This is a genomic window from Methylomonas montana, from assembly GCF_030490285.1.
Classification (GTDB): domain Bacteria; phylum Pseudomonadota; class Gammaproteobacteria; order Methylococcales; family Methylomonadaceae; genus Methylomonas; species Methylomonas montana.
In genome coordinates, this window is record NZ_CP129884.1 from 3,579,371 (window position 1) to 3,592,596 (window position 13,226).

At 54.5% G+C, this 13,226-nt stretch carries 10 protein-coding genes; 3 read left to right on the forward strand and 7 right to left on the reverse strand.

Annotated elements, in window-relative coordinates; genetic code table 11:
• Positions 1-59 precede the first annotated feature (59 nt).
• From QZJ86_RS16485 to QZJ86_RS16495, 3 genes are all read right to left on the reverse strand, one after another.
• Positions 60-1,658 carry a SulP family inorganic anion transporter gene (locus QZJ86_RS16485; RefSeq protein WP_301671568.1) on the reverse strand — a complete coding sequence of 533 codons (1,599 nt, stop codon included), beginning with the start codon at positions 1,656-1,658 and terminating at the stop codon, positions 60-62.
• A gap of 31 nt (positions 1,659-1,689) precedes the next feature.
• Entirely contained in the window at positions 1,690-2,322 is a 633-nt protein-coding gene (gene can / locus QZJ86_RS16490) for a carbonate dehydratase (protein ID WP_301671569.1), read from the reverse strand.
• A gap of 286 nt (positions 2,323-2,608) precedes the next feature.
• A complete protein-coding gene (locus tag QZJ86_RS16495; protein WP_301671570.1) occupies positions 2,609-3,304 on the reverse strand; it encodes an SDR family oxidoreductase in 696 nt (231 codons plus the stop codon).
• Between the two features lie 173 nt (positions 3,305-3,477).
• On the opposite strand from QZJ86_RS16495, the gene QZJ86_RS16500 reads away from it, so the two are divergent.
• Positions 3,478-3,678, forward strand: a complete 201-nt coding sequence (locus tag QZJ86_RS16500) for a KTSC domain-containing protein (RefSeq protein WP_301671572.1) — start codon at positions 3,478-3,480, stop codon at positions 3,676-3,678.
• On the opposite strand, the gene QZJ86_RS16505 is transcribed toward QZJ86_RS16500, so the two are convergent.
• The 3 genes from QZJ86_RS16505 to gcvT are packed head-to-tail and all read right to left on the reverse strand — an operon-like array spanning position 3,675 to position 9,079.
• A complete protein-coding gene (locus QZJ86_RS16505) occupies positions 3,675-5,069 on the reverse strand; it encodes a 3'-5' exonuclease family protein (RefSeq protein ID WP_301671573.1) in 1,395 nt (464 codons plus the stop codon). The two genes, QZJ86_RS16500 and QZJ86_RS16505, sit on opposite strands and share 4 nt — an antisense overlap.
• 4 nt (positions 5,070-5,073) lie before the next feature.
• Positions 5,074-7,986 (reverse strand): aminomethyl-transferring glycine dehydrogenase, encoded by a 2,913-nt coding sequence (gene gcvP / locus QZJ86_RS16510; RefSeq protein ID WP_301671574.1) that lies wholly within the window; start codon positions 7,984-7,986, stop codon positions 5,074-5,076.
• Between the two features lie 4 nt (positions 7,987-7,990).
• Positions 7,991-9,079: a glycine cleavage system aminomethyltransferase GcvT gene (gene gcvT / locus QZJ86_RS16515; RefSeq protein WP_301671575.1), complete on the reverse strand. Its 1,089-nt coding sequence runs from the start codon at positions 9,077-9,079 to the stop codon at positions 7,991-7,993.
• Positions 9,080-9,773: 694 nt separating this feature from the next.
• On the opposite strand from gcvT, the gene QZJ86_RS16520 reads away from it, so the two are divergent.
• Positions 9,774-10,568 (forward strand): lysophospholipid acyltransferase family protein, encoded by a 795-nt coding sequence (locus tag QZJ86_RS16520; protein ID WP_301671576.1) that lies wholly within the window; start codon positions 9,774-9,776, stop codon positions 10,566-10,568.
• Positions 10,558-10,827, forward strand: coding sequence for a phosphopantetheine-binding protein (locus QZJ86_RS16525; protein WP_455429809.1), 270 nt, complete (start codon positions 10,558-10,560; stop codon positions 10,825-10,827). Before QZJ86_RS16520 ends, QZJ86_RS16525 begins: the two co-directional genes overlap by 11 nt.
• Before the next feature lie 50 nt (positions 10,828-10,877).
• Here the strand turns inward: QZJ86_RS16525 and QZJ86_RS16530 are convergent, their stop codons facing one another.
• A complete protein-coding gene (locus QZJ86_RS16530; protein WP_301671578.1) occupies positions 10,878-13,190 on the reverse strand; it encodes a diguanylate cyclase in 2,313 nt (770 codons plus the stop codon).
• Between the last annotated feature and the right edge of the window lie 36 nt (positions 13,191-13,226).

A 13,226-nucleotide genomic window follows, 5' to 3' on the forward strand; every position in this document is an offset into this window, starting at 1 on the left:
CGGTTCGGCTGGCATGAAAATGAGCTGAATTGATTATTGCGTTACGGACTTACGCAAGGTCAGGCATGGCCGGCCGCAGCGACCAGCCTGGGTACGAACGCTCCCTCGTATTCAAGCGTCTGAGATTCCAACGCAAAGCCGCGCAATTCGACGTCGATATTACGATCCGGCGCGGCCTGCAAGAAGTCGGCGATGGTTTCCAGAATATCGTGATCGATGAACAGCGCCTTGTCGCCATCGATGATCAATTCACTGTCGTCGGCAATACTGCTCAGATAATGGCGTAACAGCGCTTTATTCAAAAAAGACACATCCTTGTGCAGCCTGAGGAGGTAATGCGAACCGTGTTGGGTCAGAGACATCGCCACATGAAAATTGGCCCGCAATACGAAGAAAATGCCGCACGCCATGCCTATCGCGATACCTTCCAACAAATCGGTGCACAGAATCGCCAGCACGGTGATGCTGAACGGCACAAACTGATTCAAGCCTTTTTTATAGAACTCGACGAACATCATCGGTTTGGCCAGTTTGTAACCGGTTTGCAGCAAAATCGCCGCCAGACAAGCCAACGGAATTTTGTTCAGATAATGCGCAAAAAACAGCACGCTAACCATCAACAACACGCCGTGAAAGAAACAGGCTATCCGGGTTTGGCCGCCAGCGTTGATGTTGGCGGAACTGCGGACAATCACTGCGGTGATCGGCAAGCCCCCAATCATGCCGCTGACAATATTGCCCAAGCCTTGGGCCTTGAGTTCGCGATTGGTAGGCGAAATTCGTTTATGTGGATCCAGCTTATCCACTGCTTCGACGCTTAACAGGGTTTCCAGGCTGGCGATGATCGCCAGCGTCGTCGCCACGCTGTATATCTGGGGATTAATGAAATAACTGAAATCCGGCAGCCGCAATTGATTGACGAAGTTGCTGGTACTTCCCAGCTCCGGCAGCGACACCAGATATTTTTCGCTGATAGCCCACTCTGGGGCGAATCGCAAGGCCCAGGTATTGAAAGCCACACCCCAGGTAACCGCCAATAACGGCCCGGGAATAATCCGCAATAGATCAAAGCGTTTCACCAAGCCGCTTTCCCAAACGATCAGAATCAGCAAAGCCACCACGCTGACCAACGTGGCACCGGGCGAAATGCCATGTAACGACTGGGCAAAATCCAGAAAACTGGATCTGGCGGTTTCCTGCATATAGCTTTCATCGCCCACGTAACCCGCGTCGTAACCGGTAGCATGCGGGGTTTGTTTAATGATCAGAATCATACCGATCGCCGCCAGCATGCCTTTGATCACCGAAGACGGAAAAAACGTGCCGATCATGCCTGCCCTAAGAAAACCCAGCGCCATTTGCATGATGCCAGCGATCACCAGGCTCAATAAAAATGCCTTGAAACTGCCCAGCGTTTCGATGGCATTGAAGACGATCACCGTCAAGCCCGCCGCCGGCCCGGACACGCTAAGCTGCGAGCCGCTGAACCAGGCCACCACCATACCGCCCACCATGCCGGAAATAATCCCGGCAAACAGCGGCGCGCCGGACGCCAGCGCAATCCCCAGACATAAAGGCAAGGCCACCAAAAACACCACGATGCTGGCCGAAAAATCCTGACGTAAATATTTCAGATAGTAGTCCAAGTGCGTTTTCATATCGCAATCTCCGGTCTATTAACGGACAGCCTCAATGGGCGTATCGATAGATTTTGTGAATTGGCGCGCTATCGTCGATCTGCACCAATTCGTCGAGCAAGCCGTCGTTTAGCCCGTATACCCAACCATGCAAACTGATTTTTTGACCGGACATCCAGGCCGATTGCATGATAGAGCTATGCGCCAGACGCTGGACCTGTTCGACGACATTCCATTCGACTAACCGGTTGCTCCTTTTTTCGGGCGGTAAGCCATCCAGTTCGTCCTGATACAGCCGATAGATTTCCTTGATATGCGCCAGCCATTTATTGGCGATCGCCAGCTCCTCATGTTGCGCTTGCAAAGCGGTTTCGATACCGCCGCAGCCGTAATGGCCGCAGACGATTACATGCTTAACCTTCAGTACGTTAACCGCATACTGCAACACGCTCAGTCCGTTGAAATCGGTCGTCACGACTTGATTGGCAATATTGCGGTGTACGAATATTTCGCCAGGTTGCGCTTTAACGATGGTATCCGCCGGCACCCGACTATCGGCACAGCCTATCCATAAAAATTCGGGAGTTTGTTCCTTAGCTAGCTTGGTAAAAAAGTCAGGCTTTCTGCCTAGCATGGCTTCCGACCAAGCTTTGTTTTCCAGTAATAATTTGGCGGGTGTCTGCATAGGACCCTCCCCTTGGCTCATTGATGTTATCGATGCGATTCTTACGCGTCGCACTTAAGCAACCGGCATAGACAAATGTCTAGCCGGGGCTGAGCAAATAATATCGAATCGAAATTTTTATGCAAGCAATAAAGTTTCGATTCGATATTTAAATGCGCTAACGATGAGCGAAACCAAGGGGACGCGGAAACTGCCGGAGAGGCGCGCCGGATACACCGAGGCAAGCAGCACGCGAAGGATGGACAATATTATTTAGCGATTTGGCGAGCGCACATCGGCAATGCTGTTACCAAGGCAAGGCGGAGCCATCGTACTTAACAAAGCGGCCGGTATCGGCCAGACTGAAGTTATCGATCACCCGGCGCATGCCGGACACGCTTTCCTCGACATCGATCAGGCCATTCGGCCCGCCCATGTCGGTTCTGACCCAGCCCGGATGCAAAATCAATACGCCAACCGATGTTGGCCGCAAATCGATGGACAGGCTTTTCAGCGCGGCATTCAAGCCAGCCTTGCCGGAGCGATACAAGATACTGCCGCCGCTAGTATTGTCGGTCATGCTGCCCATCAAACTGCTCAAGGCCACGATCAAACGTTTGTCGCCGCGCTTTAAATGCGGCAAAAATGCCTCGGCCAATTTAAGCGGCGCCATCACGTTGACGGCCAATGAAGCGGTCCAGGCTTGATGATCGATATGCCCGAAACCGCGCCCCGGTTTATCAGCATAGACACCGGCGTTATTCAGCAAGACATCGATCTTGCGGTCCGCCAGTTTTGCCGCCAGCGCATCGATTTGATTGAAATCCGCCACTTCCAGCGCTTCAATTTGGATTTGCGGGTACTGCTTGGCAAGCTCGGCCAATTGCTCGGCTTTGTTCGGATGGCGGCAAGCCGCTATCACCTGATGACCGGCGGCGGCGTATTGCCGGCAAAACTCCAGACCCAAGCCGCGATTGGCGCCGGTGATTAAAACAGTTTGCATCGTTAAGTCTCCAGACGAATTGTCAAAATAAAGCGCCAGGCAGCGGGAAATTTCGATCGCCCCGTAAACCTGAGGCCATTCCAGTGAGCTGACCGGCGGAAAATCCGCGATTGAACTATTTGCGAGTAGTCATGCCTTATCGCCACAGTCCCAGCGTCCACCAGGAGGCTACCATGCAAATGCAATCCGTAAAATCCAGCATGATCGATGTGATCGGCTACGACGAGCAAACCCATAAATTACGGGTGTCTTTCAGAGACCAGCAAGCCCAGGATTTCTGCCATGTGCCGGAACACCTGTATAACGCGTTTTTGAACGCGCGCTCCAAAAACCGGTTCTACAAACGCCATCTGCAAGACTCGTTCCCCTGCTAGGCTTGCAGCCCGCGGCCGCCTTGGCTACTCGATACCAGCGAGACAATGTCGGCTTTTTTCAAAGCCTTACTCAACACCAGATAGGTATCGCGATCGAATGCAGGACGGCCGCCGGCCAGTAATTGATGAATGTCCGCTGCATGCTTGGCGGTACCCAGATAACACCAGCGATCAAACACATGCAACTCCTCGCCCTCGCGGACGCCTATCGGCCCAGGATAGGGCCAACTGGCGAGTTTGAGTTTGTTCATCGCGATCATCAATCTCGCGGAATGGACCAACGGCGCTTCCTTAGCCACGCACGCACCCCGGCATTTTTTCAATTGATGGGCAAAACAGGGCCGGCCGGCGGCAGTTTTTTCGATACCCAACACGCTCAAACACAATTGATGTTGATCGGCGACGCTACGCAAGGCTTTTTGCGCGTCGCGCAAGCTGTGATACAAACCATACAGATTGTCTTGCTCGCCAAAATCCAGATCATCCGCCCAACTCAACACCGGCCGCAAATGTTCGCCCTGCTGTTGCAACTGCCAGGCACATAACGCGCTTTTCCGGCGCAAGCGTTGGTTGTGGACCGGCATCATCTGCTTGATCAATTTGGACTCGGTCAGCAAAGCGCCCAGCTCGCCGGCTGTTTCGATCCAGTCTATCCGCCGCAATTGCTGGGCCAGACTCATCTCCTTGTTGTTCTTGTGGTCTGCGGCAAAATGCGCCAGCACCCGCGAGCGAATGTTGACGCTTTTTCCGATGTACAAGGGCAGATCGTTCTCGCCGTAAAACAGATAAACGCCCGGCCCTTCCGGCAAATCGTGGATCAATAGCGGGTCGATATGCGACGGCAGGCTGGAGCGGTTGACCAGCTTTTCGACCGTGGCATCGAGAGTCTCTTTAGGAAAGTTCTCGCCGAGATGGGTCCAGAACTGATGAATCAATTGCGCATCGGCCAAGGCTCTATGTCTATCCTTGGCCTTGAGCCGGTAGCGTTCGATCAGGCTGTCCAGGTTGTGATGACGATGCTGCGGATACAAAGCGCGGGACAGCTTGACGGTACACAGCACGCTGGGCCGGAAGGTCAACCCTATCCGATTGAACTCGTTCTTCAAAAACCCGTAATCGAAACGGGCGTTATGGGCGATGAACAAGCGTCCTTCCAGCAATTCCGCCACTTCGCCGGCCACTTGCGCAAAAGTTGGCGCCTCGGCGACCATCTCGTTGCTGATGCCGGTCAATTGTTCGATAAACAGCGGGATACGGGTTTGCGGATGCAGCAACTGGTTCCACTCGCGCACGCCGTCGGCATCGACCAATACGATGCCGATTTCGGTGATACGGTCCTTGGTCGCGGAAGCGCCGGTGGTTTCCAAATCGACAAAAGCCAAGGCCTGCATCGCTTTACTCAGGAGAACCTCCCAACGGTTCGGCCCAATCTGTCGGACAACTGCACATCACGTTGCGGTCGCCGTAGACGTTATCGATGCGGCCGACCGGCGGCCAATATTTGTCGTCGTGCTGATGGCTGTCCGGGAAAAAGGCTTTTTGCCGGGAATACGGCAGCGTCCATTCCTCCAGCAATAAGCGATGGGTATGCGGCGCATTGTGCAGCACATTGTTATGGCTGTCGGCAAAGTTGTTTTCGATCTCTTGAATCTCCTGCCGAATCGCAATCAAAGCCGCGCAGAAGCGGTCGATCTCGGTTTTGTTTTCGCTTTCGGTGGGTTCTATCATCAAAGTATCCGGCACCGGAAACGACACGGTCGGCGCGTGGAAACCGTAATCGATCAGACGCTTGGCGATGTCCTCGACAGTGACGTTGGCGGTTTTTTTGAACTGGCGGCAATCGATGATGCATTCGTGCGCCACCCAGCCGTTGGCGTCGGCATACAAAATCGGATAATGCGGCGCCAGCCGGCGAGCGATGTAGTTGGCATTCATGATCGCCGCCAACGTAGCCCGCCGCAAACCGGTCGCCCCCATCATCGCGATATAGGCCCAGGAAATCGTCAAAATACTCGCAGAGCCCCACGGCGCCGCCGACACGGTGCCAACCGTGCCGTGCTCGCCCTTCGCCGGATTGACGCCTTCTATGACCGGATGATCCGGCAAGAACGGCGCCAAATGCGCGCCCACCCCTATCGGCCCGACGCCGGGGCCGCCGCCACCGTGCGGAATGCTGAAGGTCTTGTGCAAATTCAAATGCGCCACGTCGGCGCCGATTCGTCCCGGCCGACTGATACCGACCAAGGCATTGAAGTTAGCGCCGTCCATATACACCTGACCACCGTATTGGTGGACGATGTCGCAGATCTCGCGAAACGCTTGTTCGTAGACGCCATGGGTGGACGGATAAGTAATCATCAGTGCCGCCAGCGTGTCCTGATATGCCATGGCCTTGGCGCGCAAATCCTCGGCGCTGACGTTACCGTGGTCGTCGCAAGCGACCACGACGACGGTCAAGCCCGCCAAAGTGGCGCTGGCCGGATTGGTGCCGTGCGCGGAGGCTGGAATCAGGCAGATAGTGCGTTGGCCCTGGCCGTTGACCTGATGGTATTTGCGTATTACCAGCAAGCCGGTGTATTCGCCTTGCGAACCGGCGTTGGGTTGCAGTGAAAAAGCATCGAAGCCGGTCAGGTCGCAGAGCATGTCTTCCAACTCGGCAAACAATTGCTGATAGCCCTGGGCCTGATACAGCGGCACGAAAGGATGCATCGCGGCAAATTCGTAAAACGAGATCGCCTGCATCTCGGTGGCGGCATTCAGTTTCATCGTGCACGAACCCAAGGGGATCATCGCCCGGTCCAACGCAATATCGCGGCGCGCCAGTTTGCGCATGTAACGCATCATCTCGGTTTCCGAGTGATACAGACTAAACACCGGGTTTTGCAGGATCGCATCGTCGCGCAACAAAGCATCCGGGATGCACTCGTTCAGCGTCGCATCCAGTGCGCCGATATCCGGCAGTTCAGCGATCGGCAGCGCAAACACCTGCCACAATGCTTTTAAATGCTCACGAGTGGTCGATTCGTCGAGGGAGAAGCCCAGCGTGTCGGCATCGACAATCCGCAGATTGATGCCGGCTTCCTCGGCCTGAGCGGCGATGCGCCTGGCCCGGTTCGGCACTCTAACTTGCAAGGTATCGAAATAGCAGCGGCTCAGCACTTGATGGCCGCTACTGGCAAGGCCGGCGGCCAGAATCTGCGCGTAACGGTGTACCCGGCCAGCGATCAGTCTTAGCCCTTCCGCACCGTGATAGACCGCGTAAAAGCTGGCGATCACCGCCAGCAAAACCTGCGAAGTGCAGATATTGCTGGTGGCCTTGTCGCGGCGGATGTGTTGCTCGCGAGTCTGCAAGGCCATCCGCAACGCGATCTGGCCGTGGCTATCCTTGGAAACGCCGATCAAGCGGCCCGGCATGGAGCGCTTGAATTCGTCGCGCGTCGCAAAAAACGCCGCATGCGGCCCGCCGTAACCCATAGGCACGCCGAAACGCTGGGCGCTGCCGACCGCAATATCGGCACCAAAGGCGGCCGGCGGCTTCAATAACACCAGACTCAGCAGGTCGGCGGCTACCGTGACTAGCGCGGATTTGCGATGGGCAATGTTTGTGACTTCGCTTAAATCCCGCACGGCACCACTGGAGCCGGGATATTGCAGGATCAGTGCAAAAAACTCGTATTGCTCCAGATGGTCGAAAGGATCGGCGACGATGACTTCATAGCCCAAGGAACCGGCCCTAGTCTTCACCACGGCGATAGTCTGCGGATGACAGTCTTGATCGATCAACACCTTGTTGGAAAGACTTTTCGCCAAGCGCCGCGACATGGTCATCGCTTCGGCTACCGCAGTGGCTTCGTCCAGCAAGGAGGCGTTGGCGATGTCCATGCCAGTCAGATCGATGATCATCTGCTGAAAATTCAACAAAGCCTCCAGCCGACCCTGCCCCACCTCCGCCTGATACGGCGTGTAAGCGGTATACCAGCCGGGATTTTCCAACACGTTGCGTTTGATGACCGCCGGCATGATGGTGTCGTTATAGCCCATGCCTATCATCGACACCAACACCTTGTTGCGTTCGCGCATGTTGCGCAGATATTTGATCACGGCCCGCTCGCTGATGGTGCCGGTCAATTTCAGCGGCTCGTGATTGAGGATATTGGCCGGAATCACCCGCTGAACAATGTCTTCCAGATCCTGCAAACCCAGCTCGGCCAGCATTTCCCGGGTTTGCTGTGGATTGGGGCCGATATGGCGCTGAATGAAATTACCGCGCATTTCCAGTTGGTCGAGACGGGGGCGTTTTACAGGCATGGGATTAGCTTCTCAGGTAACGATGGGGAACGAAAGGTAGCGGACTGACCGTGACGCTGATCGGAGAGTTCCGCACCATGGCGGTTAATACCGTGCCATGCGCGGCAAATCGGCGATCCAGCAGTGCCATCGCCACCGGCCGGCTCAAACTGGGCGAATAACTGCCGCTGGTCACATAGCCAACTTGTTGGTCCTGGTCATATATCGCGCAACCTTCGCGCACCGGAATTCGGCCGTCGATCAGTAAACCCACTCGTATCCGCTCGGCACCGTCTTGAAGTTGCGCCAGAATTTTCTCGGCGCCGGGAAAATCGCGATGGCCTTTCTTGAACAGCCATTGCAGGCCCGCCTCGATCGGCGTGATCGTCTCGCTGAGTTCATGGCCGTACAGGCAAAGGCCCGCTTCCAGCCGCAAGGTATCGCGGGCACCCAGACCAATCGGTTCGACGCCGTCTTCCGCCAGCAATAAACGCGCAATCCGTTCGGCTTCGGCTTGCGGCAAGGAAATTTCAAAACCGTCCTCGCCGCTATAGCCGCTGCGGCTGATATTGCATGCGATGCCGGCTATCTCCGTATCGCCAGCCTGCATGAAGGACAGCCCGACGGCCGCTGGCGCAAACTTCGCCATCACCGCCGCCGCGCCCGGTCCTTGCAACGCAAACAATGCCCTATCGGCCAATTCCTCGAATCGGCAGTTTCCGGATAACTGAGCGCACAAATAGGCGAAATCCTTATCCTTGCAGCCGGCATTGACGATGATCGCCAAGCCCGCGTAGATTCGGGTGACGATGATGTCGTCGATCACGCCGCCCTCGGCGTTGGTCAGCACCGTGTACTTTTGCGCACCGACTGGCAAATCGACGATACCGCCGGGCGTCAGTTTTTCCAGTTCGGCGGCAGCCATGTCGCCGAGAACCTGGCATTGACCCATATGGGAAATGTCGAAAAAGCCGGCTCGACTGCGGCAGTGCAAATGCTCGTGGATGATGCCGTTTTTATACTGCACGGGCATTTGGTAACCGGCAAACGCCGTCATTTTCGCGCCCAAGTGCAAATGTAGATCGTACAGCGGCGTTTGTTTCAAGTCCGTCACGGCGTCATCCTCCATAGGTTCGGCAATGCCCTAGTCTAGGCCAAACCACAAGACTCTGCATGCAAGCAAAAACCTTTGTCATTAAGGCCGTTCACATCCGCGCGAAATAATGATAAAAGTAACCGCACAACAACTAACCAGGAGGTGTCAGTGATTTCAGCGAGTATTTATATATTAACCATCAGTTTTGCCGTCTACGCCATTTACAGGGTGCGCGCTAAGTAAGCGTTACCGTTCAAACAAGCGACAGGGCTTGTTCAACTATTCAACAAACCTTATCTCGGGCTATCTAGCTTGAGATAAGGAATAAGTTACGAAACTGGATGTCTTGCCAATTCGCCATCCTTGGCGGGGGCATGGGCGTCGGGCGAAACGATGCCGGCGGCTTGTTTTCCATGGTATACGCCGACCGCTCCGAGATTGTTGCATGAGCGCCAGCCACCTCAGGTCTGGAGCCGGGATTTATCAAGGCCTTGCCGGAGTCCTTTCCGACCACCGGCTTTGCGATGGACTCCGAATTTCTTGCCCGCCGATGCTAAGGCTAGCGAGCAACGGTCACGACCAAACGCTACGTTTGTTTATCCCCTACTACTCGTCACGACAGCGAGCAACCGCTACAATTGCCGACCTTTAACAAGTTCCTGCAATCCGAGCAAACCATATTGCAGTTGGGTGATCAGGGCCGCAGCTGGCAATGGCAAAAAAATTAATACAACACATCGATTACGGCTGGCGCTTGCTGGCTACCGCCATCAGCTTTACCAGCTTTGGCATCGGCGGCGTCTTACTCTGGCTTCTCGTGTTTCCGCTATTGTCCCTGTGGCCCGGCAACCGGGATCAAAAAGCCCGCCGAGCCCAATTCACCGTACATATCAGTTTTTACGCCTTTATTGGCTTGATGCATCGCTTGGGCGTGATGACTTACGAAGTGATTGGGCTCGAAAAACTCAACCGCCCCGGCCAATTGATCGTCGCCAACCATCCGACCCTGGTGGACGTGGTGTTTCTGCTCAGCCGGATTAAGCAAGCCAATTGCATCGTCAAGGCCAGCCTGTGGCGTAATCCGGCCATGCGCGGGCCGATTTTAAATGCCGGCTATATCAGCAATGCCGATTCGGAAACCATGATTAACGACTGCGCGGCCTGGCTGCAAGCCGGCGGAGCGATGATTATTTTCCCGGAAGGCACCCGCTCGGTACCGGGCCTACCTTATCGGTTTCAACGCGGTGCGGCGGCGATTGCTTTGCAAGCCAATAGTATAATCACGCCGGTGACGCTAAGCTGCCGGCCCAACACGCTGACCAAGGACCAGGCCTGGTACCAAATTCCACCGCAACGCTTTCATTTACAAATGATCGTGGGTGAGGACCTCGAAATGGCGCCGTTCCGAGCGTTACAACCCCGGTCGATTGCGGTGCGGCGTTTGACTCAATATTTACAGGATTATTTTACCCAACAAAGAGAACGCAATGAGCGAGATGGAAACTGAATTAAAACACCTGATCATCGACACACTGGCGTTGGAGGACTCCGAGGTGGCCGATATCGACAGCAATGCCGCGCTGTTCAACAGCGGCCTGGGACTGGATTCCATCGATGCCTTGGAACTGGGTCTGGCGATCCGCAAAAAATACCAAATCAAAATCGATGCCGAACAAGACGACGTGGTAAAAATCTTTGCCTCGGTAGCAACACTCGCCCAATTTATCGAATCCGAGCGCAGCAGAAGAAAGTCCCCGGCAATATGACCAAACCCGAGAATTTTAAGTCGGCCCGCACCACCGGCGACGTGGTGATGTTACAAATTAATGCAATCTTGAGCGAATTTCGAAAAACTACGGACCTTGTTACGGCCGCTGTGCTTGGCGTGATACAGCGCTTTATCGGCCAGATTAAGCAGGTTACCGATGTTGGTGTTTTTATCCATCAGCGTAGCGACGCCGATGGATACCGTGAAGCGCAACACCTGCCCAGAATCCAGCAGGAGTTGGCTATCGGCCACCGAGACCCGCAATCGTTCCGCCGCTTCAACGGCCTTGCTGTGATTGGTTTCAGGCAATAAAACCGCAAATTCCTCGCCGCCCAAACGGCCGGGAATGTCGATTTCCCTTAAGTTGGCCGCTAAAATGCCACTCATTTCTTGCAGGACCTGGTCGCCAACCGCATGGCCATAGCCGTCGTTGACGGCTTTAAAATGATCGATATCCAGCATCAACACCGACAATGGATTACCGTAACGATCCGACCGCGCCAGCTCCGCTTCGCCTTGCTCCATGAAATAACGGCGGTTGGCGATACCGGTCAGATAATCGGTCCGCGCCTGACGCTCCAGCTCGGCTTGCATGGCCTTGCGTTGGCTAATGTCCCGTACGAAGGCGCAGTTATATTCCAAACCTTCAAAGACGATGTAATTGGCGATCACTTCCACCGGTATTTCGCGCTTATCTTTAGTGCGCTGCACAGTTTCAAACTTCAAGGAGCCGTTTCGTTTTAATTCTTGCCAATGGCTCCACCACATGTCCGCCGAAAAACGCGCATCGATATCCATCACGCGAAGTTCCAGCAATTCCTCGCGGCTATAACCCAAAGAGCGGCACGCGGTTTGGTTGACAAACTGAATCGTGGCATCCGGGCCGATCCAGTATAAACAGTCGGTCGCCCACTCCACCGAAAACTGGGTCAATTGCAGTCGTTGCTCGGCCAACTTGCGCTCGGTAGTATCGATGATCGAAGCGATATAGCCGGCCAGCGTCTGATTGTCGGTAAAACAAGGCGTGAAATTTAATTGGATATAGACTTGGCTAGTCACGGGTTTACTGGTTTCGTAAAGCCGATGTTTCCTGATTAGCTGAAAGTCGATGAAGCGTTCCTCGGATGCGGATAATCCTTGGCTCAGCGCAATTTTAGTCTCCGGCAAAATGGCAGGATCGTTGAATAAACAATAGTTTTCCAAGGAATCGTCAGGCGATACGCCGAACATTTCCCGCGCAGCCCGATTCACCGTCAAGACTTTACCCTTCTGGTCGAAAACATTGATGCCGATCGGCGAGTGATCGAAAAAGGCTTTCAGATTGGCTTCGCTGGTTCGCAACGCCTGTTCTGCCTCTTTGCGCTCGCTGACATCGTTGTAAATGGTGACGATTTCGCCGCCGGGCAGCTTGTAGACATAACTCTCCCGCCAACCCTGGATCCGCTCGTCCTGGTAATAGGCCGCCGGATAGGCTTCCGGGTGTCCGGTTTTGGCGACTCGCCGCAAAACAGCCAGCAAACCAAACGCCGCCATACCGGGAAACATTGCCGTGAGTCTTTTGCCGATCACTTCGCGGCGAGTGAGTTTTTCGATGCGTTCGGCCGCTTTATTAAAACCAATAATGATAAAGTCGTCACCATCGTCACTGAGTCTGAATACCACCACGCCGCTGCTCATATGCTTGAACAGCGCCGTTAACCGCGCCTCGCTAACGGCCAGCGCCCGCTTCTCGTGCAGCAACTGCAGATTCTTCTCATACAACTCTTCGGTGCGCTCTTCGACGCGCTGAGCCAATTCATTGTTGAGTTTCGTTAGTTCGGCCGTGCTCTGCTTTTGTTGCAAGCGGTCCAGACCATGATTGGCAAGGGTTTGCGCCAACTCAACATACATTTTGGTGATCTTTTCCAGCCGCGGCCTGGGGATCACCGGGATATTGGCAACGGCTTGCAGATAACTGTGCTCATCAAAACCGTATCGCTGGGCCTGACTGCGGAAAAACTCCAGATCGGGCGGCACGGTAAAACATTGGCCGATAAATACATTAGCCACATGTTGACCACTGACGATAATCGGCATTGCCACATCGACCAAACCATTCAGACAATCGTAGATTGCAAAATCCTCACCTTGTAACAGGTGTTTGGCTAACGACGTGTCGCTTTCGATGCAGTTGGCGCAGGTTTCGGGATTAACCCGATGAAAACCGACGCAAGCCTCCTGCCAACCGGAACCCGTGATAACCCCACCATCAGTGTCGAGAATTGCGTTGCCAAGACCAATCGCCTGACTCAGGCTATCCATCAGCGATTGCAGACTGACGACATCGACTAATTCGGCATATTTGATGATTTGATCGGACATTGATTTACTGGGATCGAACAGTTCAAATTAACAGTC

Excerpts from the sequence above, each read along its gene's own strand:
- QZJ86_RS16520 (WP_301671576.1), top strand. The coding sequence starts at position 9,774 with ATGGCAAAAAAATTAATACAACACATCGATTACGGCTGGCGCTTGCTG.
- can (WP_301671569.1), bottom strand. The coding sequence starts at position 2,322 with ATGCAGACACCCGCCAAATTATTACTGGAAAACAAAGCTTGGTCGGAA.
- QZJ86_RS16495 (WP_301671570.1), bottom strand. The coding sequence starts at position 3,304 with ATGCAAACTGTTTTAATCACCGGCGCCAATCGCGGCTTGGGTCTGGAG.
- QZJ86_RS16530 (WP_301671578.1), bottom strand. The coding sequence starts at position 13,190 with ATGTCCGATCAAATCATCAAATATGCCGAATTAGTCGATGTCGTCAGT.
- gcvP (WP_301671574.1), bottom strand. The coding sequence starts at position 7,986 with ATGCCTGTAAAACGCCCCCGTCTCGACCAACTGGAAATGCGCGGTAAT.
- QZJ86_RS16500 (WP_301671572.1), top strand. The coding sequence starts at position 3,478 with ATGCAAATGCAATCCGTAAAATCCAGCATGATCGATGTGATCGGCTAC.
- QZJ86_RS16485 (WP_301671568.1), bottom strand. The coding sequence starts at position 1,658 with ATGAAAACGCACTTGGACTACTATCTGAAATATTTACGTCAGGATTTT.
- QZJ86_RS16525 (WP_455429809.1), top strand. The coding sequence starts at position 10,558 with ATGGAAACTGAATTAAAACACCTGATCATCGACACACTGGCGTTGGAG.
- QZJ86_RS16505 (WP_301671573.1), bottom strand. The coding sequence starts at position 5,069 with ATGCAGGCCTTGGCTTTTGTCGATTTGGAAACCACCGGCGCTTCCGCG.